This is a genomic window from Aliivibrio fischeri (assembly GCA_038993745.2).
Lineage (GTDB): Bacteria > Pseudomonadota > Gammaproteobacteria > Enterobacterales > Vibrionaceae > Aliivibrio > Aliivibrio fischeri_B.
This window is the reverse complement of record CP160629.1, coordinates 59,783-79,856: the sequence shown is the minus strand read 5'-3', so window position 1 is coordinate 79,856 and position 20,074 is coordinate 59,783. Positions and strand designations below refer to the sequence as shown.

Sequence of the window (20,074 nt, the reverse complement as noted above, 5' to 3'; positions counted from 1 at the left end):
AACTCATCAATAATATGGGAGGCTCATTCTACCCATGCTTATCGGTGAGTAAAAGAGCAATAGGAAAAAACACGGCATATTCGACACTGTATTATCTTCAATACACGATTAAAAAAGCATCTTTTTCTAACGTCATATATACTAGCGAAAATAATAATATCTTTAGAGTGTCACTCCTGACATCTCTTTTTTCTATTTTACTCGCACTGTTAAGAACTCACATATGCCAACAACGACTCTCGAACAACAACGCACTCGCCAGGGTGTCTTATTTGCTCTTGGTGCTTACACCATATGGGGCATTGCACCAATTTATTTTAAAACCATCAGCGAAGTCTCTCCTTTAGAGATTTTAAGTCACCGTGTTATTTGGTCTTTTTTCTTTTTGGCGGCATTACTCTCTTTTTCCAAAGGCTGGGCAACGGTTATCAATACACTAAAAGATAGGAAAAAAATGACTTATCTAATTACAACCAGTGTATTAATTGGTGCTAATTGGCTGATATTTATCTGGGCTGTGAATGCCGGACATATGCTGGACGCGAGCTTAGGTTATTACATTAATCCGCTGCTCAACGTTGTTCTTGGAATGATTTTTCTTGGGGAGCGATTAAGACGGCTTCAATGGATCGCGGTTTTATTTGCAAGTGCTGGAGTGCTAATCCAACTAATAACCTTTGGTTCAATTCCAGTTGTCGCCATTGCGCTTGCGTGTAGTTTTGGATTTTATGGATTACTTCGTAAAAAAGTCGCAATGGATGCACAAACCGGATTATTCATAGAAACCTTAGTGATGTTACCACTTACCCTAATTTATCTATTGTTTATTGCTGATTCTGCGACATCAAATTTTAGTGAAAATACGCTGAACTTAAATCTGTTGCTGATCGCTGCCGGTATCATCACAACGGTCCCATTACTCTGTTTTACTGGAGCAGCTACTCGACTAAAACTGTCTACACTAGGCTTTTTCCAATATATAGGCCCAAGCTTAATGTTCTTGCTAGCGGTCGGATTATATGGGGAAGAATTTAGTGCTGATAAAGCAATTACTTTTGGGTTTATCTGGGCGCATTAGTTATCTTTACCACAGATGCTTTCATGGCTAGAAACAAAAAGAATAAATAACACTAAAGAGCTAGGTATAATTTTGTAACATTAAAATGTATACCTAATTTTTATATTTAGATCTACGCCTATTTATTGCACTTTTTTATACTTAATTAGCAATATATCCGTGAAATTTATTTCTCAATATGTGACACTGGTTTAATAAAAATATCATAAACTATTGATAACATTGTAAATAGGTTCAATATATGGCTAGGTGTAAGAACTGTAAAGCGGAACTACCGCTATTACCATCTAAACGAAGTTTTGTTGAAAGATACATCACTCAACGTAATACAAAGAAATTTAAATGTCACAATTGTAATGAATTACAATTTTTAAGTCCTTTTACGATGAATTCAGATGTGGCTAAATAATAGATAAAAAAAGAGAGCATCTGCTCTCTTTTTTTATTTTATTAATTAAAACCAACCTACATTGATTCTAGCTTAGCGTACTGAGTAACCAACCATTTAATCCCTTCACCATTAAACGCAACTTGTACACGACCTTGTGGTCCTGCGCCTTCAAAGTTGATAATGGTTCCTTCACCAAACTTTGGATGCTTCACTCGCTGCCCTAATGCATAACCTGTTTCATTGAAATTATTATTCACCGCTTTTTGGCCAAAACGACTGTCTGATGAAGCGCTTTGACCATAACTGCCATATGACCCTGTACGACTCACTTTCGCCTTCATACGTACTTCTTCTACGCATTCTGTTGGGATCTCTTTAATGAAACGAGATGGTTTGTGATATTTATCTTGGCCATACAAACGACGCATCTCTGCATACGTAATATAAAGTTTCTCCATCGCACGAGTCATGCCAACATAACAAAGACGACGCTCTTCTTCTAAACGTCCAGCTTCTTCTGCTGACATTTGGCTTGGGAACATGCCTTCTTCAACACCAACCATAAACACAAGTGGGAACTCTAGCCCTTTAGCACTGTGTAATGTCATTAATTGCACGGCATCTTCAAACTCATCAGCCTGACCTTCACCCGCTTCTAATGCTGCATGAGTTAAGAAAGCCGTCAGATCGGTCATCTCTTCTGCTTCTTCAGGTTTTTCAAACTGTCGAGTTGCCGTTACCAGCTCTTCCAAGTTCTCAATACGCGCTTTTGATTTTTCGCCTTTCTCTTGTTCATACATAGCAAACAAACCTGAGCTTTTAATCACTTGGTCAGTTTGTTCATGCAGACGACAATCACGAGTGTCGTCTTCTAGTGCATTAATTAGCTCGATAAAACGACTTAATGCCCCAGCAGCACGACCCGGTAATACTTGCTCTTCAATTAAAGCGATACTCGCCTGCCACATGGTTGCTCCACGCTCACGAGCAGCAAAACGTACTGTCTCTAACGTTTTGTCACCTAAACCACGAGTAGGCGTATTAACAACACGTTCAAATGCAGCATCATCATTACGGTTATTCATTAAACGTAAGTAAGACAAAGCATCTTTGATCTCTTGTCGTTCGAAGAATCGCATACCACCATAAATTCGGTACGGTAAGCCAGCTTGAATTAATGCTTCTTCAAGAACACGAGATTGGGCGTTATTACGATATAGGAAAGCGGAGTCTTCCAACGCACCACCATTATCACGCCACTCTTTAATCTTACCGACAGCAAAGCGTGCTTCATCTAATTCGTTATACGCCGAATAAATGGAAATTAAGTCGCCTTCAACGCCTTCAGTCCATAGCTTCTTACCCATACGCTCAGTGTTGTTACTGATCAATTCGTTGGCTGCATTTAGAATATTGGCAGTTGAACGGTAGTTTTGTTCTAGACGAATGGTTTTTGCACCAACAAATTCATCTAAGAATTTTTGAATATTTTCAATCTGAGCACCACGCCAACCATAAATGGATTGGTCATCGTCACCTACGATCATCACATCACAATCTGACCCTGCCATCATGCGTAGCCAAGCGTATTGGATGTTGTTGGTATCTTGGAATTCGTCCACCAAAATATGCTTAAAACGCGCTTGGTAGTGCTCTCGGATATGCTTGTGATCACGAAGTAACTCATGTGCACGCAGTAAGATTTCAGCAAAATCCACTAAACCAGCACGATCACAAGCCTCTTGATAAGCACTGTAAACTTTCAACCATGTTTGAGTAATTGGATCGTTAAAAGAGTTAATTTGGTGAGGGCGTAAACCTTCGTCTTTTTTACCATTAATAAACCAAGCCGCTTGACGAGCTGGCCAGTTTTTATCATCCAAGTTTTGTGCTTTGATCAATCGTTTTAATAAACGTTGTTGATCATCAGAATCAATAATTTGGAAACCTTCAGGCAGTTTTGCATCAAGATAATGAGCTCGAAGAATACGGTGACAGATACCGTGGAAAGTACCATTCCACATACCACCTGCACTACCATGCATTAGCTCTTCAATACGACCACGCATTTCAGCTGCAGCTTTATTGGTAAAGGTCACTGACATGATAGAGAAAGGAGATGCTTGCTCAATTTGCATTAACCATGCGATACGATGAACAAGTACTCGAGTTTTACCACTACCGGCACCCGCAAGTACAAGCATGTTTTCTAACGGAGCAGCTACGGCTTCGCGCTGTTTGTCATTAAGACCATCAAGAAGAAAAGAAACGTCCATCACATCACACTGGTTATTTATACATGTAGACGGAGTATATACTGAAATGAAGTGAGACCCAAATCTCGGGTCTCTTTTTGCTTTTTAGATGACTTGTTTTACTTTCGCGTGTTGCTGTCCACTACGATATGAATGAATCGACGCCTCTTGTGTATCACCATACACCACCTCATAAAACTGAGGTAAGTTAAAGTTCACCTTATCTGGATTGGACAAATCTTCGTTATTACGACTTGAAGTGTAATAGTGATTAATGCTGTTCACCATATCATCTTTGCTGCCATAACATTGGTGATAGATTTCAATCTTATTCTCTTCATCTAAGACATAAATATTGAAACCATCGTCATCATTTTGCGAATCATCAAAGAAGAATTGGATCAAACCTTCACTCGCAAATGAATCCACCGCATCAGGGATAACCACACCACTGTTATCACCCAAAGGTATGGTGGTTGAACCAATCGCCTTATTGGTAGAAATACTCGAATAAAACTGAACGGAATCTTCCAGTTTTTGAATCGATACACCACGACGCTCAAAGAACAATCCATACATGGTTGAACCAATTTTGATGCCTTTGAAACGACGACGTTTTTCGTTATTTTCAACAGGCTTTAAACGAAGCTCAATACACTCAGCCAGCAGTTGATAAATGTTATTACGAATAATGCCACGCATCTGTTTGCTATAACAAAACACATCCACAGATTCTGGACGAGCAGCATCTTGGTGCATTTTGCACAATACGGTTTTTAACGCATCAAGAATGGCGGTTTCACCGCTAAAGTTTAGTGTTCTCACTTCATGCCATGAATTTCGATACACTAAATCAACGCTGCCAATTAGGTTGTTTTGCTCACTGCCACAACTAAAAATATCCGCATCAGCCTGGTTCATACGCTCAGGTTTCAGTTTCAATCGCTCTGTTGGATCGTTTTCTAAATTAATAAAAATAGAAAGTTGGCGAACTTCACAAGGACTGCCTAATTCTTCTTTGGTTGGCTGCGGTAAGTACACAGAGAAAGTGTTTCTTAAATCGCTCACCATTTGGTAGAACTTATCGATATTCAAATCAGCATCACGAACCACGGCATCCAAACGTGTTGATTCAGTTAGTAGGCCATTAAAGAACGCCCATGCCACTAATTTACTTAAATATCGGTTATGCTCTAAAAATTTAGCGCCCATTAATTCTTTAGCAATTAATGGTTTTTTATAAACGTACCAGCCAGCTTTATTAATACTGTCTTCTGGCACCTCAATAAAACTTAAATCCGCTTCGTGTAAATCTGGTGAAATCTGAGGATTAAGTAGCGTTACCTTACCTGGAAGTTCTTCAAATGCAGCATAAAGCTTACGAGCAAGAATACTGATATCTTCAGGGCTGATCGACGACGTTATGTCATTATTACGCGCAAAACGGATCAAATTTCGGTAACTTTGCATCAAGGCTTCAAGCAGATCGTGGTGTGATTTCTTCACCTGTTCTACTTTCCAAGTACGACGAGAGTCTAACTCTGTAATGTATTCAGAGCTCCATCCCCATTGTGTCGTTAACTCACTTAACGCCTTACGACGCCATTCAACTGAGCCTTGACCTTGTCTTCTTGAAAGCTTCTCATGTGTTTTCAAATAGAAACTACGACGAACCAACTCTAAACGAGACATATCATTGGTTCGTTCAAGATAACGAGTCACTTTCTCAAGCATCAGGTAGTACGCATCCATCCCATAAAGATCGGGATCATCGGCAAAGAATCGGCGTTTACTATCAATGCTTAATAGTTGTGTATGCGGGTACTCCCAAGAATAAGCTTCTAATAAGATCGCTTTTAACACCGATTTAAACGGTGAATCGATACTTTTATATAGTTGCCATAAACTCGAGCCAAAATACTCTTCTGCAGGAATATGGTTAAGACGACCAAAATCAATCCATTGGTCACGCTGAATAATCCCTTGCTCACACAACTGATCGACATAATCATCATAACTTTCTTCCATTTCTGGAGGGATAATTTGCCATAGCAATTGCTGTCCACCAAGACATACGGCGGTACGATAAAACTCATCAAGCAAAAGAAGATGTTGTGAAGAACCACAGTTATCACCTGTCATCTCTTCAGAATACGCATCTCTAAAGCGATTCTGCTCCATTAAGAAGAAGTTAGCTTCAATATAAAATTGCAATGCCCACTCGGTGAGTGCATCACATTTTTGTTGTAGAAGTGCTTTTTTCTCGGCAGGAAGATTTTCAGGAATACAAACCCAAATATCGAGATCACTGGCAACGGTTTGGCCAATAGAAGAAGTACTACCCATTGAATACAAACCAAGAATATTACCTTGATTTGAAGTAGATAGAGGATAACGAAGCGTAAGTTGAGCCATCCACTCACGCTGCTTTTTATTTGCATGAAATTGTTTAATACCACTAGGTGCACCTTCAACAAAACCCGGAAGCTCCGAATGATTGAAATGCAATAGCAATGGCAATTGATGGAAGATCTCTTGCCCAAGTGGTTTCATTAGTGCTAAAGCTCGCTCTACACGTTGTTCCGTGAGGCGTTGCTGTCGAGCAATTAATGTTTCAATATAGGTTTGCAAATAGAAAGCCTAGCTAATCTTTGTCATCTAAGATGATGGTGAATATTGAACAGCATTCGTTCAATACCGACTATAAAACGTGATCAAGATAACACTTTTAACTTTAGACGTAAAGTTTAGCGCATCACTACAAAAAGTAATACCCTTACCTTTTGCGCTGATGTTTTTAACCCATAATCACACTGTTGTCATCCTGTATTTTCACCTCACCCTCAAGTAATGGTAGGATAAGGTAATTATTTTGATCGGATACTACTATGTCACAGCAATTACCTGTTCGTATCGCCACTCGTAAAAGCCCTTTGGCTCTATGGCAAGCCCACTTTGTTAAAGATGCACTACAAGCCGCTCACCCAGGTTTGGAAGTTGAATTGGTTACTATGGTAACGAAAGGCGACATTATTCTTGATACGCCATTAGCAAAAGTTGGCGGAAAAGGCTTATTCGTTAAAGAACTTGAAGTTGCGATGCTAGAAGGCCGCGCAGACCTTGCTGTTCACTCAATGAAAGACGTGCCAGTTGAATTTCCTGAAGGTCTAGGTCTTGTTACGATTTGTGAGCGTGAAGACCCACGTGACGCATTTGTATCGAACACTTACAACAATATTGATGAGTTACCTCAAGGTGCCGTTGTTGGTACTTGTAGCCTACGTCGCCAATGCCAACTTAAAGAAGCTCGTCCTGATCTTATTATCAAAGAATTACGCGGTAATGTGGGAACTCGTCTACAAAAACTGGATGATGGTAACTACGATGCGATCATTCTTGCTTGTGCTGGTTTAATTCGTTTAGGTCTAGAAGACCGAATCAAAAGTGCAATCGAACCTGAGCAATCATTACCTGCTGTAGGTCAAGGTGCCGTTGGTATTGAAGCTCGCTTAGATGACGATCGCCTTCGTACTTTACTTGAACCTCTAAATCACCCAGAAACAGCAAACCGAGTTCTGTGTGAGCGTGCGATGAATAACCGCTTAGAAGGTGGTTGCCAAGTACCAATCGGTAGCTACTCACTAATTGATGGTGACCAAATTTGGTTACGTGCTCTTGTTGGCGAACCTGATGGCTCAGTGATGATCCGTGGTGAAGTATCTGGACCGGTTTCTGACGCGGAAGCTTTAGGTACTCAACTTGCAGATCAACTTTTAAACGATGGCGCGAAAGAAATTTTAGAACGCCTATACGCAGAAGCGTAACTATGACGATTTTGGTGACTCGCCCTGAGCAAGAGAGCCAAGCTTTATGTGATGCCTTGAATCAATCAGGGCATCCAGCTATTTCTCACCCTCTTATCACCATTCACCCCGGCAATGAACTGTCTCAACTCCCTAGACTATTTTCTTCACTTAATGATGGTGATTTTATTATCGCTGTTAGTCAGCACGCTGTTGAACACACGCAAAATTATTTAAAACAGCTACAATTAGAGTGGAAACAGGGGGTTAATTATATTGCGGTCGGTCAAAAGAGCGCTCAACACCTCAAAAAGTATATTTCAGATCCAGTACACTACCCAACCCATAGCGACAGTGAACATTTATTAGCCCTTCCTGTCTTACAAAACGCGACAGGGAAAAAAGCCATTATTCTTCGAGGAAATGGCGGACGAGATCTGATTTATCAAGTTCTGAACGATCTCAATGTGGACGTAACATATTGTGAGGCTTACCAACGTCAAGCCATCGCATTTGATGCATCCATCAAAACTCGAGAGTGGCAAGAAAAGAACATAAACACATTGATTGTGACCAGTGGTGAACAACTCTCTTTTTTCACCTCTCAATTTGCAAGTACAGATTTAAAGTGGGTACTGAAGCTTAGATTATTGGTACCAAGTGAGCGCATTAACCAGTTTGCAAAAGAACTTGGTTATCAACATATTGAAACGGTTGGCGGAGCCTCTAATTCCGACTTGCTGCACTATATCAGTGAGCATCATTATGATGGGATTTTCAAATGACAAAAAATAATAATACAACACAGCCAACCGAAGATAAGCCGGTTGTGACTACAGCCCCTGATATAAAAAAAGAGCCAGAGAAAACCACCACTCACTCTGCTTCTAACACAGAAAATATTGTCGATAAAAAAGGCCGTCGCTTAGGGACTGTTGCCATTATTATCTCTATTTTATTCAGTGGCGGTGCCTTCTTAGCATCGCAACAACAAGTTACCCAACAACAAATCCAAATCGCTCAACTTGAGCAAAAATTAAAAACAGCAGATACCACGCTTGATGCAAAACTGGTTGCAGCAGAGCAGCGCATTACCGATAAAGCAGATGAGATTGTACGTAAGGCGACGGTTCTAATGCAGCAACAAGATAAGAGCATTGCTAGCCTTCAATTGGCGATTGCTGATATCAAAGGTCGTCGTCCAAATGACTGGTTACTTGCAGAAGCGGATTACTTAGTAAAAATGGCTGGTCGTAAATTATGGTTGGAACATGATGTGGTCAGTGCAACGCGTTTAATGGAAAACGCAGACCAACGAATTTCTGCATTAAACGATCCAAGCCTTACACCGCTACGTCGCGCAATGGCTGATGACATTGCGACATTAAAAGCGATCCCATTAATTGACCGTGATGGCTTAGTATTAAAATTAAATAGTCTAGAACAACAAATTAATAAACTGCCATTGGCAAGCGCCGTTCTTCCAGAAGCTGATGCTGTCGAAGAAAAACACGTTTCAACCAACATTAATGATTGGCAATCAAACCTAAAACAATCTCTTAATGATTTTGCTGGCCACTTCATTACATATCGAGTTCGTGAAGGTAACGTTATTCCACTACTTAGCCCTGAGCAGCATTTTTACTTAAAAGAGAACATTAAAGGCAAATTGCTACTGGCATCTAAAGCACTTTATCGTGAGCAAAGTGAGGTTTATGCAACATCACTAGAAAGCGCAAAACTGTGGTCTTCTCAGTACTTCCAACAAGATGATCCTGCAGTGAAAAGCTTTATGGCTCAGCTAGACTCTTTAGCAAAATACAAAGTAGACGTTCGTTATCCAAAGAAAATGAAGACTCAAGCGCTATTGTCGGACTTCATTTCAGAGCGACTTCGCCGTAATGTTCAAGCGATTGGTGACACCCCAAAAGCAACAGTAAAACAGACTGAAGCAACTGAAGGAGGTAAATCATGATCCGATTACTTCTTCTGGCGATTGTCTTAGTCGGTGGATTAATCGTGGGAACGACCTTTGCTGATCAACAAGGCTATGTATTGATATCCGTTGCTAATACGACCATAGAGATGAGCTTAACGACCTTAGTGCTCTTTATTGGTGCTTTGATTGCTGGCTTGTTCTTACTTGAAATGATCGTGAAGCGTATTCTATCTGTGAGTAATTATACTCGTGGTTGGTTTAGTGCTCGTCATTTGCGTAAAGCTCGTTACAACACCTTTAAAGGTATGATTAAACTGCACGAAGGTGAATGGAAAGAAGCTGAGCGTCTAATTACTAAAGGTGGGCGTCATAATGATTTCCCACTATTAAATTATTTAGCTGCTGCAGAAGCTGCTCAAGGCCGTCAGCAAATTGATCTGAGAGATAAATACCTACAGCTAGCATCAGAACAAGATGACAGCACATTAGCGGTTGCATTAACCAGCGCTAAACTGCAAATGCGCCAAAAACAGTATGAACTGGCATTAGCGACCTTACAGTTTGTTAAGGTTGATTACCCTCGTAATCCGGTTTTATTAGAACTACTAAAAGAGTGTTACCTTGCATTAAATGAATGGCAGGCTCTAAAAAATATCATTCATCCATTAAGTAAAGCTAACCTAATTACGGACCAACAAGCCTTAGAGTTAGAAGAAAAAGCAGAATGTGGATTAATGGCCGTAATTGCGACCAATAAAGGTACCGCTGGTTTACTAGAACATTGGGATGCCTTACCAAAGAAACTTAAAAAACATGTTCCAATTCTGATTTGTCTTATCCAACAATTACAAGCACGCAAAGCAGATTCAGAAGCGTACATTATCTTACGAGATAACTTAAAGAAACGAGCGGATGATCGTCTCGTTGCGCTACTGCCTACACTAAATCTTGCTGATTATCATCCAGTAACCGTGTTGCTTGAAAGCATGGCAGATTACGATGTTCGTAACCCAGTAATTCAAAGCACATTGGCACAGCTTTATATGCGAACACAAAAATGGCAGCCTGCACGTGAACATTTTGAGGCTGCATTAGCGATTCGTGAAGATATGTCTGATTACGCCTATCTTGCACGAGTATTAGATAAGCAAAACCGCAAACAAGCGGCAGCAGATCTTTCTCGTAAAGCACTGACTATGGTTGATGATAAAGGCTAATTCGTTTTTATAACATCCATAAAAAATGCCACTCATTATTGAGTGGCATTTTTATTGATATTTGTTAGAAAGCTCGACTAAATAAATGCGAATGCATCACCAAACAGTTGTTCTTTCTTCGCTTGTTTTTCTGTGGTGAATTGCTCACGTGCTGCACCAGCCATTTCAAAGCGACCTGCGATATAAATATCCATATCTGCTAGTGAGTTAAAATCAGCTTTTACCGCTTCTAACACATTACCCGTTTTACCTGTCCAGCCTTCACTTTTCTCAACCACTGGCACAAACGTAATATGGCTATGCGCTTGAGCAATGGTCTCTAATTCTGCTTTTGCATACAGTTGGCATTCATCACGACCACCCCAGTATAGGTAAATTGGTTTTTGAATCTTTTGGCTAATGCAGTGATCAAGAATTGAACGTACATAACTAAAACCTGTACCACCAGCAATCAATAACATTGAACGCTCGCTGTCTTCACGGATCCATGCTTCACCATGAGGCGCATCAATTAAAATATCACCACCAGTTTCTAGTGCCGATTTCATTGATTCAACCACTTCTCCAGCATAAGCATTGTGCTCTGCGGCACCAATATGTAACTCAATTTCACCCTCGTGGCGACAAGGACTACTTGCGATTGAGAATGGGCGTTTATCTTTTTCACCCATAACAACCGTTAGGTATTGGCCTGCTTTAAAAGCAACAGGCTGTTCTGGGTGAAGTAAAATTCGAAAAGTATTACAAGCCAATGGCTCGATAGACTTTACTTTGCAATTGATTGGCATGACTTTCCTTTTTCAGCTGATGCCTTTTTAATATGGCATTTGTACGCTGTCATTATTATGTGTATTGAGCATTAAACTCTAATTATACGGGGAGGATTTATTCTAACAACAGCACTAAATCACTTTTTGCTGTTGCCTGACACGCAAATACCCACCCTTCTTGTTGTTCTTTATCGGTAAGAAGAGGCTCTAGATCGTATTCGATTTCACCCTCTAATTTTTTGCATAAGCACATAGCACATGCGCCGACTTGGCATCGGTTTGGATAATTAATTCCCGCCTCGAGTGCCGCATCAAGAATAGTTTGTCCTTCTTCGATGCTAAATTCTTTTTGCTGTGGTAGTAGCGTTATTTTTTTCATTACACTTAATTTATTGATTTTAATACTTCACTTTATTCAGTGAAATGAAATGTCTTTCCGCAAAAGCAGAATGGATTTAATTGATGTTGATAGCTTATCGATAGCAACAGCTGTTTTGCTACAAGACATTACACTTCACTAAAATAGGTAGTAAACCAATTCTTATTTGAAAATACCTAATTCATCCCAAATAGAGTCAATTTTAGCGACCACTTCAGGATCTTTCTTGATTGGTGTTCCCCACTCACGAAGACATTCACCTTCCCATTTATTGGTGGCATCTAACCCCATTTTTGAGGTTTCACCTTCGCTTTGTAAGAATAAAGTATCTCTCGCCGGATCCATTCGTGTTGTTACCGCCCAAATGATGTCATTCCAATCACTCACATTGACATCATCGTCACACACAATCACAAATTTGTTCTCTTCAAATTGAGCCCAAATGGCATCCATGATTTTCTTAGCATTACCTGCTGCCTGTTTATTGATGGATACAACCACCATATTGGCATTGTCATTCTGCAAATGAATTTCAATAATCTCAGGACACGTTTTGGTTATTTCAGCGATACACCCTTCAATCTGCTCACTGCTTGTTAATGAACATTCCACATTTGGTGATAACGCTAATTCTGCCTCCCATTTTTTCGTGATATCTAAGCCCATTTTTGAGCCTAATCCCACCACAGGTGAAGCAAAATCTAATGAATCTATCGGCGTATTTCCTATCATCAAACTGTCACGAGCCGGATCCATATGCTGAGACATTGCCGCCGTTACTTGTGACCAATCTCGAGCATTCACCTCTTCATCGCAGACCAATACAAACTTGGTATACATAAACTGACGTAAGAACGACCATACTCCCATCATCACACGCTTAGCATGTCCTGGGTATTGTTTCTTCATTGTCACTACCGCCATGCGGTATGAACAACCTTCTGGTGGAAGATAAAAATCAATGATTTCAGGAAACTGCTTTTGTAAGATCGGCACAAATACTTCATTTAATGCCACACCTAATACCGCGGGTTCATCAGGTGGACGGCCCGTATACGTACTGTGATAAATCGGCTCTTTACGCATAGTAATGTGCGTAACCGTGAACACATGGTGCTTTTCAACTTCATTGTAGTAACCGGTATGATCCCCATAAGGGCCTTCATCGGCAAATTCTGTTGGGTCAATATAGCCCTCAAGGACAATCTCAGCACTTGCTGGTACTTCCAAGTCATTACTAATGGATTTGGTTATTTCGGTTCTGCTGCCTCGTAGAAGGCCTGCAAACGCATATTCCGATAAGGTGTCAGGTACTGGCGTTACTGCACCTAAAATCGTTGCAGGATCGGCACCAAATGCTACAGAGACAGGGAAAGGTTCTCCTGGATGAGTTTCCATCCAGTCACGCAAATCTAACGCACCACCACGGTGAGCAAGCCAACGCATAATCACTTTGTTTTTACTCAGCTTCTGCTGACGGTAAATACCTAAGTTTTGGCGTTTTTTATGTGGGCCTTTGGTGATCGTTAACCCCCACGTTAATAACGGAGCCACATCATCAGCCCAACAGCTCATCACAGGAACTTTATCAAGATCAACATCATCGCCCTGCCAAACAATCTGTTGGCATGCCGCTTTACGAATGTTCTTCGTTGGCATGTTCAAAACTTGCTTAAAAACTGGCAATTTATCTAATGCATCTTTAAAGCCTTTTGGTGGCTCAGGCTCTTTTAAGTACGCAAGTAATTTACCAACTTCACGCAGTTCCAAAACGTCTTTGCGGCCCATGCCGATAGCGACACGCTCTGGCGTACCAAATAAGTTAGTTAAAACCGGAATATCATAGCCAATTGGATTTTCAAATAGCAAAGCAGGACCACCCGCACGTAAAGTACGATCGCTGATCTCTGTCATTTCATAATGAGGGTCAATGGGGTGTGAAATGCGTTTTAGCTGACCAATATCTTCCAAATGGCCGATAAAATCACGTAAATCCTTATATTGCATCGCTATCTACATCTAATGAGTTTGAATAGATTATACCCAAACAAATGAATATGCCCAACCTACTTAAAAGTCATAACCTAGAACCAAAACACATTTTTCCAGGCAGAAATTAACCTATATTCAGAGGACTAACCCCTACTAATTCTGAGATAAAGCAAACTTTACGTGCTGACTACGAACATTACTGCTATTACCTACCAAACTTTCTAACCAAGAAGCATGTCCATAATTCGCTAAGTGCATTGCGACGGCACCACCATCCTGAATATGATCAAGTTTCGCTAACAAAAAATGCTGAACCTCTTGCGGCAGCGGATGAAGTTGAGCAAGTGAAGCAAAAGCACTCTGCTTCAGTGATGGATTTTTAGTTGCAGCCATTAGTTGCTCTGTCGCAAATGGATCAGGTGCTAATCTCGCTAAACGATTAAGCTCATTGATACTGTATTGATCGGTTCGCATACGCCATAACATCTTATATATTTTAGGATTTTTAGATACTTGAGCTAAACGAACCATCACTTCAGTGGTTGGCAACCACACCGATAATGTGTCGTCCGTAATTTGATTAACAAGATAGTCTAACGCTTCTGGCGTAAGGCTATCTAATTCAGCTAACACAATAGATTGACGTACACGTACTTGATGAGGTTCACCCGTTAACCATTCAGATAATATAAGGCGCTTTTCTTCAGCAGCAAGAATGAAGTCCAATACTTGTTGTTCTTTCTTCATCTGATTTAATACACGAGCAGCAATACTTGAATAATCAAACGCTAACTTTGTCACTACATAACCATCACCTTGTTCTTTAATGGTATAAGTTGGATGCAGCGTTAACTGTTCTTTTAACCAAATACTGGCTGTTGGAGATAAGATTAATCTTTCTTTTTCAATGTATTGAAGCAACATAAAGCGTACCGCTTCTTGCTGTGGCATAGAAAGACGATTAAGAGAAAAGTTTAATGTTGTGGTGTCATCATCAATAAGATATTGATGCAGTTTTTCCACCTTCTTCTTGAGTTGCTGATCATTCAATAAACTATTCTTAAAGTTTGGTTGAATCTCAGAGGCTAATACTTGCCCAAACAGCAAACTAGTAAAAAGGAAGATAGATGCTAACAGTCCTTGTCGCATAAGTTACTCCCTGAAATGAACCCAAGTACAATACTGAGTTCAAACTTAGTACAAATGATAATGCGATCAAATTAACATTTAATCAACAAAAAACGCTACCATAGTGGTAGCGTTTCATTATTTTTGAGCTATAAATCTAATAAATGAGTCTTTTATCAATTACTGACGACGCATCGCATCAAAGAACTCATCATTTGTTTTCGTCATTGATAGCTTATCAATTAAGAATTCCATCGCATCAATTTCGCCCATTGGGTGAACAATCTTACGTAGAATCCACATTTTCTGTAGCTCATCAGCTTTAGTTAACAACTCTTCACGACGAGTACCTGAACGGTTAAAGTCGATAGCTGGGAATACACGTTTTTCCGCAATCTTACGGTTTAAATGTAATTCCATGTTACCTGTACCTTTAAACTCTTCGTAGATAACTTCATCCATTTTAGAGCCAGTATCAACAAGTGCTGTTGCGATGATAGTTAAGCTACCACCTTCTTCAACGTTACGTGCAGCACCAAAGAAGCGCTTAGGACGGTGAAGTGCGTTTGCATCTACACCACCAGTAAGAACTTTACCAGATGATGGAATCACTGTGTTATATGCACGAGCTAGACGAGTGATTGAGTCAAGTAAGATAACTACGTCTTTCTTATGTTCAACAAGACGTTTTGCTTTCTCGATAACCATTTCAGCAACTTGAACGTGACGAGACGCTGGCTCATCAAACGTTGATGCAACTACTTCACCTTTAACTAGGCGTTGCATCTCTGTTACTTCTTCTGGACGTTCGTCGATAAGTAGAACCATCAACTCACACTCAGGGTGGTTATGCGCAATACTTTGAGCAATGTTTTGAAGCAACATTGTTTTACCCGCTTTTGGCGGAGCAACAATAAGACCACGTTGGCCACGGCCAATTGGTGATGCTAAATCAAGAACACGTGCTGTAATATCTTCTGTTGAACCATTACCACGTTCCATGCGTAAACGATCGTTAGCATGTAGAGGAGTAAGGTTTTCAAAAAGGATTTTATTACGTGCGTTATCAGGACGGTCGTGGTTTACAGCGTTTACTTTAAGAAGAGCAAAGTAGCGTTCGCCATCTTTTGGTGGGCGAATCTTTCCGGCAATGGTATCACCAGTACGCAGGTTAAAACGACGAATTTGGCTTGGCGATACATAAATATCATCAGGACCCGCCAAGTAAGAACTGTCTGCCGAGCGAAGGAAACCAAAGCCATCTTGCAGAATCTCTAGAACACCGTCACCGAATATATCTTCGCCACTCTTTGCGTGCTGCTTAAGAATAGAAAAAATAATGTCTTGTTTTCTTAGACGAGCTAAGTTTTCTAGGCCTAGTGTTTCGCCAAGAGCAACAAGGTCCGATACAGATCGGTTTTTAAGTTCAGTAAGATTCATAGTGGTAGGTAGTTGTTTAGTCAAAATCAGATTCTATCTTTAGTTGATTTAAGAATGAATGACCTTCGAGCTCGGTCAAGAAATGAAATCGTATAAATTACGCGCGATAAATTATCACTTATTCGGTTTTTAGTCTAGGGGGTTAACCCTATTTATGGGCTTAGCTTAGCTCAGATAAAACAAAACCGCACATAATTTTTCATTATATGCGGTTCTATCTGACTTAATACCATCCTAAATTATAGGTTTGCATCAAGAAACTCTTTAAGTTGAGTCTTTGAAAGTGCACCCACTTTCGTTGCAGCTACGCCGCCATCTTTGAAAAGAAGTAGCGTTGGAATGCCACGAATACCAAATTTTGGTGGTGTACCAGCATTTTGATCGATATTTAATTTACCAATCGTTAGTTTGCCTTCGTACTCATCAGCAATCTCATCCAGAATCGGGGCAATCATTTTACAAGGACCACACCATTCTGCCCAGAAATCTACTAGTACAGGGCCTGCAGCGTTGATTACACTTTCTTCAAAACCGCCATCTGTAAGCTGCAAAATTTTGTCGCTCATCGTCAACTCCAACGTTAAATTTAAAGGCTGATTTGATGATAACCAGCAAATTGATTCTCTATTTGAATGGAATCCGTTTCGTATTGCAAGCTTTAACTGATATTCTATAGCAATGAAAAAGACGCACATCACAGAGCAAAACTTTGCCGACCTAGGTTTACAGCCTCAGGTTATCGATGGTTTGAATACAAAAGGGTTCATCAAATGTACCCCAATTCAAGCTAAGGCATTGCCGGTACTGCTCGCCGGCCAAGACATTGCAGGCCAGGCCCAAACGGGTACAGGTAAGACGCTAGCGTTCCTTACTGCTACTTTTAATCACCTATTAACGACACCAGCACCTGAAGGTCGTAAAATCACACAACCGCGTGCCATTATCATGGCTCCGACACGTGAATTAGCGATTCAAATCTTCAATGATGCTGAATCACTTATCGCAAGTACAGGCCTAAAAGCGGCACTGGCTTACGGTGGTGAGCGTTATGAAAAACAACAACAAGTGATTGAGCAAGGTGTTGATATTTTGATCGGTACAACCGGTCGTATTATCGACTTTTACAAGCAAGGTCACATCGACTTTAAGATGATTCAAGCTGTTGTTCTTGATGAAGCCGATCGTATGTTCGATTTAGGTTTTATTAAAGATATTCGCTTTATCTTCCGTCGTATGCCTGCGCCAACAGAGCGTTTAAACATGCTGTTCTCTGCTACATTATCTTACCGTGTGCAAGAGCTTGCGTTTGAACACATGCAAGAGCCAGAGCACGTTGTTGTTGAGCCAGAACAAAAAACAGGTCATCGCATTAAGGAAGAGCTTTTCTATCCTTCAAATGATCATAAAATGGCATTACTTCAAACACTTATTGAAGAAGAATGGCCAGATCGTGCGATTATCTTTGCAAACACAAAACACAAATGTGAATCAGTTTGGGGTCACCTAGCTGCTGATAAACACCGTGTTGGTCTTCTAACTGGTGACGTTCCTCAGAAAAAACGTGAGCGCATTTTAGAAGAGTTCACACAAGGTAATGTTGATATCTTAGTTGCTACCGATGTGGCTGCTCGTGGTCTACATATTCCACAAGTAACGCATGTGTTTAACTTTGATTTACCAAACGAAGCAGAAGATTACGTTCACCGTATTGGCCGTACAGGTCGTGCTGGTGCAAGCGGTAACTCTATTAGCTTCGCATGTGAAGAATACGCAATTAACCTTCCTGCTATCGAAGAATATATTGAGCATTCTATTCCACAATCTGATTACGACGCTTCGGCATTACTAGAAGATTTGCCAGCTCCACTACGACTTCAACGTCGTCCACAGCAAAATCGTCGTAATAACAATGGTCAACGTCAAGGCGGCAACCGTAAGCATACTCGCCCACGTCAACCACGTAATACTCAGTCGTAAATTGAGCGCTCAGTAAAAAAGTAAAAGGATGTTATGAAAAGTTCAACAATGTCACCAATGTATGCCGCCATCGATTTAGGCTCCAATAGCTTCCATATGCTTGTTGTGCGTCATATAAATGGTAGTGTGCAAACCATGGCTAAAATTAAACGTAAAGTTCGTTTAGCTGCGGGATTAAATGAAAATAACACACTCAGCCATGAAGCTATGCAACGTGGGTGGGATTGTTTGAGCTTATTTGCAGAACGTCTGCAAGACATCCCTGTAGAAAATATTCGCATTGTCGGTACAGCAACGCTGCGTGTCGCTAGCAATGTGGATATCTTCTTAGAAAAAGCCAATCAAATCTTAGGTCACAACATTAACGTGATCGAAGGCGAAGAAGAAGCTCGTATGATTTACCAAGGAGTTGCGCACACTTCAGGTGGTAATGGCCGTCGTTTAGTCGTTGATATCGGCGGAGCAAGTACAGAGCTAATTATTGGTGAAGGCTTTGAAGCACAAGCACTCACAAGCTTAAAAATGGGTTGTGTAACTTGGCTAGAAGGCTACTTTAAAGATCGTGCCCTAACCCAAAAGAACTTTAATGCAGCAATTGCCGGCGCTAAAGAGACGTTAGCTCCAATTTTACAGCAATATACTGACCTAGGTTGGCAGACCTGTGTTGGAGCAAGCGGTACGGTACAAGCATTGCAAGAAATTATGTTGGCGCAAGGCATGGATGAGGTCATCACCTTAGCCAAGCTAAAGCGCCTTCAAAAGCAAGCAATGCAATATGAACACTTAGAAGAGTTAGATATTGATGGGTTAACACTTGAGCGAGCATTAGTGTTCCCAAGCGGTTTATCCATCCTTATTGCTATTTTTGAATTATTGAACATCGATTCTATGACTCTAGCTGGCGGCGCGTTACGTGAAGGCCTATGCTACGGAATGATCGATGAACTGCAACACGATGAAGTGTGTCAACGCACAATAAAGAGCACCCAACAACGTTATCAATTAGACGTTGACTACGCTCAACAGGTCACTGACCTCTCAATTCAACTTGTGCAGCAATGTGGTAACGACTGGCTTATTGAGCCACAAGCATTGCCATTGCTTACTGCGGCAACTCAGCTTCATGAAATTGGTATGTGTATTGATTATAAAAAAGGTGGAGAGCACTCAGCCTATTTAATTAACGCACTGGATTTACCAGGTTTCACTCGTGCTCAAAAACACTTACTTGGTGAGTTATTACGCCGTTACCGCGAATATTTCTCAGCCATGCCAACTCAACATGCCGTTTCTGATATCTCGGCTCAACGCATGCTACGTATTTTACGTTTAGCGATTATTCTCACTCATCGTCGTGATGTGAATTTAGCACCTACTGTAACGCTATCAGAAAAAAATGATGTTTTGTCATTGTCGATTGATGGAGCTTGGTTGGCGGCAAATCCTCTAACGAGATCTGAGTTAGAGATCGAGGCGGATAAACAGACGAATATTGGTTGGGAGTTGGTTATAGATGCTAGGGACTAGGGACTAGGGACTAGAACGCTTCGCTTCTATAAGAGCAAAAGCAAGTGCCTTACTGTACAGGTTTCAGGAAAAATAAAAGCATGATGATTAACTAAAATCATCATGCTTTTTTTATTTTTTAGTTGAAGAACTTAAAAGATGCAAAGTTCTCGCTCTTATCGTTTCTAGTTAGCGCAGC

14 protein-coding genes and 1 pseudogene are annotated in these 20,074 nt (G+C 40.6%); 7 read left to right on the top strand and 8 right to left on the bottom strand.

What is annotated here, in order from left to right; translation table 11 throughout:
• The first annotated feature begins 223 nt into the window (after positions 1 to 223).
• A pseudogene (gene rarD, locus AAFX60_000340) lies at positions 224 to 1,128 on the top strand (EamA family transporter RarD).
• Between the two features lie 415 nt (positions 1,129 to 1,543).
• On the opposite strand, the gene uvrD reads toward rarD, so the two are convergent.
• Together uvrD and AAFX60_000330 are read right to left on the bottom strand one after the other, a co-directional pair.
• The gene (gene uvrD / locus AAFX60_000335) at positions 1,544 to 3,745 is read right to left on the bottom strand and encodes a DNA helicase II (GenBank protein XDF77728.1); all 2,202 of its coding nucleotides are present in this window, start codon (positions 3,743 to 3,745) and stop codon (positions 1,544 to 1,546) included.
• An 84-nt stretch (positions 3,746 to 3,829) separates the two neighbouring features.
• Positions 3,830 to 6,355 carry a class I adenylate cyclase gene (locus AAFX60_000330; GenBank protein ID XDF77727.1) on the bottom strand — a complete coding sequence of 842 codons (2,526 nt, stop codon included), beginning with the start codon at positions 6,353 to 6,355 and terminating at the stop codon, positions 3,830 to 3,832.
• Between the two features lie 257 nt (positions 6,356 to 6,612).
• Between AAFX60_000330 and hemC the strand changes: the two genes are divergently transcribed.
• The 4 genes from hemC to AAFX60_000310 are packed head-to-tail and all read left to right on the top strand — an operon-like array spanning position 6,613 to position 10,683.
• Entirely contained in the window at positions 6,613 to 7,548 is a 936-nt protein-coding gene (hemC, locus tag AAFX60_000325) for a hydroxymethylbilane synthase (GenBank protein XDF77726.1), read from the top strand.
• 2 nt (positions 7,549 to 7,550) lie between these two features.
• Positions 7,551 to 8,312, top strand: a complete 762-nt coding sequence (locus tag AAFX60_000320; GenBank protein ID XDF77725.1) for a uroporphyrinogen-III synthase — start codon at positions 7,551 to 7,553, stop codon at positions 8,310 to 8,312.
• Positions 8,309 to 9,502, top strand: a complete 1,194-nt coding sequence (locus AAFX60_000315; protein XDF77724.1) for a uroporphyrinogen-III C-methyltransferase — start codon at positions 8,309 to 8,311, stop codon at positions 9,500 to 9,502. Before AAFX60_000320 ends, AAFX60_000315 begins: the two co-directional genes overlap by 4 nt.
• Positions 9,499 to 10,683, top strand: a complete 1,185-nt coding sequence (locus AAFX60_000310) for a heme biosynthesis HemY N-terminal domain-containing protein (protein XDF77723.1) — start codon at positions 9,499 to 9,501, stop codon at positions 10,681 to 10,683. Before AAFX60_000315 ends, AAFX60_000310 begins: the two co-directional genes overlap by 4 nt.
• Positions 10,684 to 10,760: 77 nt before the next feature.
• Here the strand turns inward: AAFX60_000310 and fre are convergent, their stop codons facing one another.
• The 6 genes from fre to trxA all read right to left on the bottom strand — a co-directional run bounded on the left by fre (position 10,761) and on the right by trxA (position 16,958).
• Positions 10,761 to 11,471: an NAD(P)H-flavin reductase gene (fre, locus tag AAFX60_000305; protein XDF77722.1), complete on the bottom strand. Its 711-nt coding sequence runs from the start codon at positions 11,469 to 11,471 to the stop codon at positions 10,761 to 10,763.
• A gap of 97 nt (positions 11,472 to 11,568) precedes the next feature.
• Positions 11,569 to 11,832: a 2Fe-2S iron-sulfur cluster-binding protein gene (locus AAFX60_000300; GenBank protein XDF77721.1), complete on the bottom strand. Its 264-nt coding sequence runs from the start codon at positions 11,830 to 11,832 to the stop codon at positions 11,569 to 11,571.
• Positions 11,833 to 11,994: 162 nt separating this feature from the next.
• On the bottom strand, positions 11,995 to 13,839 hold the full coding sequence (gene ubiD / locus AAFX60_000295; protein ID XDF77720.1) for a 4-hydroxy-3-polyprenylbenzoate decarboxylase: 1,845 nt from the start codon (positions 13,837 to 13,839) through the stop codon (positions 11,995 to 11,997).
• A 138-nt stretch (positions 13,840 to 13,977) separates the two neighbouring features.
• A complete protein-coding gene (locus AAFX60_000290; GenBank protein ID XDF77719.1) occupies positions 13,978 to 14,973 on the bottom strand; it encodes a hypothetical protein in 996 nt (331 codons plus the stop codon).
• A gap of 159 nt (positions 14,974 to 15,132) precedes the next feature.
• On the bottom strand, positions 15,133 to 16,392 hold the full coding sequence (rho, locus tag AAFX60_000285; protein XDF78862.1) for a transcription termination factor Rho: 1,260 nt from the start codon (positions 16,390 to 16,392) through the stop codon (positions 15,133 to 15,135).
• A gap of 239 nt (positions 16,393 to 16,631) precedes the next feature.
• A complete protein-coding gene (trxA, locus tag AAFX60_000280; protein ID XDF77718.1) occupies positions 16,632 to 16,958 on the bottom strand; it encodes a thioredoxin TrxA in 327 nt (108 codons plus the stop codon).
• Between the two features lie 112 nt (positions 16,959 to 17,070).
• Here trxA and rhlB point away from each other — a divergent pair, with 112 nt between their 5' ends.
• Positions 17,071 to 18,369: an ATP-dependent RNA helicase RhlB gene (gene rhlB / locus AAFX60_000275; protein XDF77717.1), complete on the top strand. Its 1,299-nt coding sequence runs from the start codon at positions 17,071 to 17,073 to the stop codon at positions 18,367 to 18,369.
• Between the two features lie 33 nt (positions 18,370 to 18,402).
• The gene (gppA, locus tag AAFX60_000270) at positions 18,403 to 19,896 is read left to right on the top strand and encodes a guanosine-5'-triphosphate,3'-diphosphate diphosphatase (GenBank protein XDF77716.1); all 1,494 of its coding nucleotides are present in this window, start codon (positions 18,403 to 18,405) and stop codon (positions 19,894 to 19,896) included.
• Positions 19,897 to 20,074: the final 178 nt, after the last annotated feature.

What these genes read in the sequence shown, in the direction of transcription:
- uvrD (XDF77728.1), bottom strand. Translation starts at nt 3,745, where the DNA reads ATGGACGTTTCTTTTCTTCTTGATGGTCTTAATGACAAACAGCGCGAA.
- hemC (XDF77726.1), top strand. Translation starts at nt 6,613, where the DNA reads ATGTCACAGCAATTACCTGTTCGTATCGCCACTCGTAAAAGCCCTTTG.
- AAFX60_000320 (XDF77725.1), top strand. Translation starts at nt 7,551, where the DNA reads ATGACGATTTTGGTGACTCGCCCTGAGCAAGAGAGCCAAGCTTTATGT.
- AAFX60_000315 (XDF77724.1), top strand. Translation starts at nt 8,309, where the DNA reads ATGACAAAAAATAATAATACAACACAGCCAACCGAAGATAAGCCGGTT.
- AAFX60_000310 (XDF77723.1), top strand. Translation starts at nt 9,499, where the DNA reads ATGATCCGATTACTTCTTCTGGCGATTGTCTTAGTCGGTGGATTAATC.
- fre (XDF77722.1), bottom strand. Translation starts at nt 11,471, where the DNA reads ATGCCAATCAATTGCAAAGTAAAGTCTATCGAGCCATTGGCTTGTAAT.
- AAFX60_000300 (XDF77721.1), bottom strand. Translation starts at nt 11,832, where the DNA reads ATGAAAAAAATAACGCTACTACCACAGCAAAAAGAATTTAGCATCGAA.
- ubiD (XDF77720.1), bottom strand. Translation starts at nt 13,839, where the DNA reads ATGCAATATAAGGATTTACGTGATTTTATCGGCCATTTGGAAGATATT.
- AAFX60_000290 (XDF77719.1), bottom strand. Translation starts at nt 14,973, where the DNA reads ATGCGACAAGGACTGTTAGCATCTATCTTCCTTTTTACTAGTTTGCTG.
- rho (XDF78862.1), bottom strand. Translation starts at nt 16,392, where the DNA reads ATGAATCTTACTGAACTTAAAAACCGATCTGTATCGGACCTTGTTGCT.
- trxA (XDF77718.1), bottom strand. Translation starts at nt 16,958, where the DNA reads ATGAGCGACAAAATTTTGCAGCTTACAGATGGCGGTTTTGAAGAAAGT.
- rhlB (XDF77717.1), top strand. Translation starts at nt 17,071, where the DNA reads ATGAAAAAGACGCACATCACAGAGCAAAACTTTGCCGACCTAGGTTTA.
- gppA (XDF77716.1), top strand. Translation starts at nt 18,403, where the DNA reads ATGAAAAGTTCAACAATGTCACCAATGTATGCCGCCATCGATTTAGGC.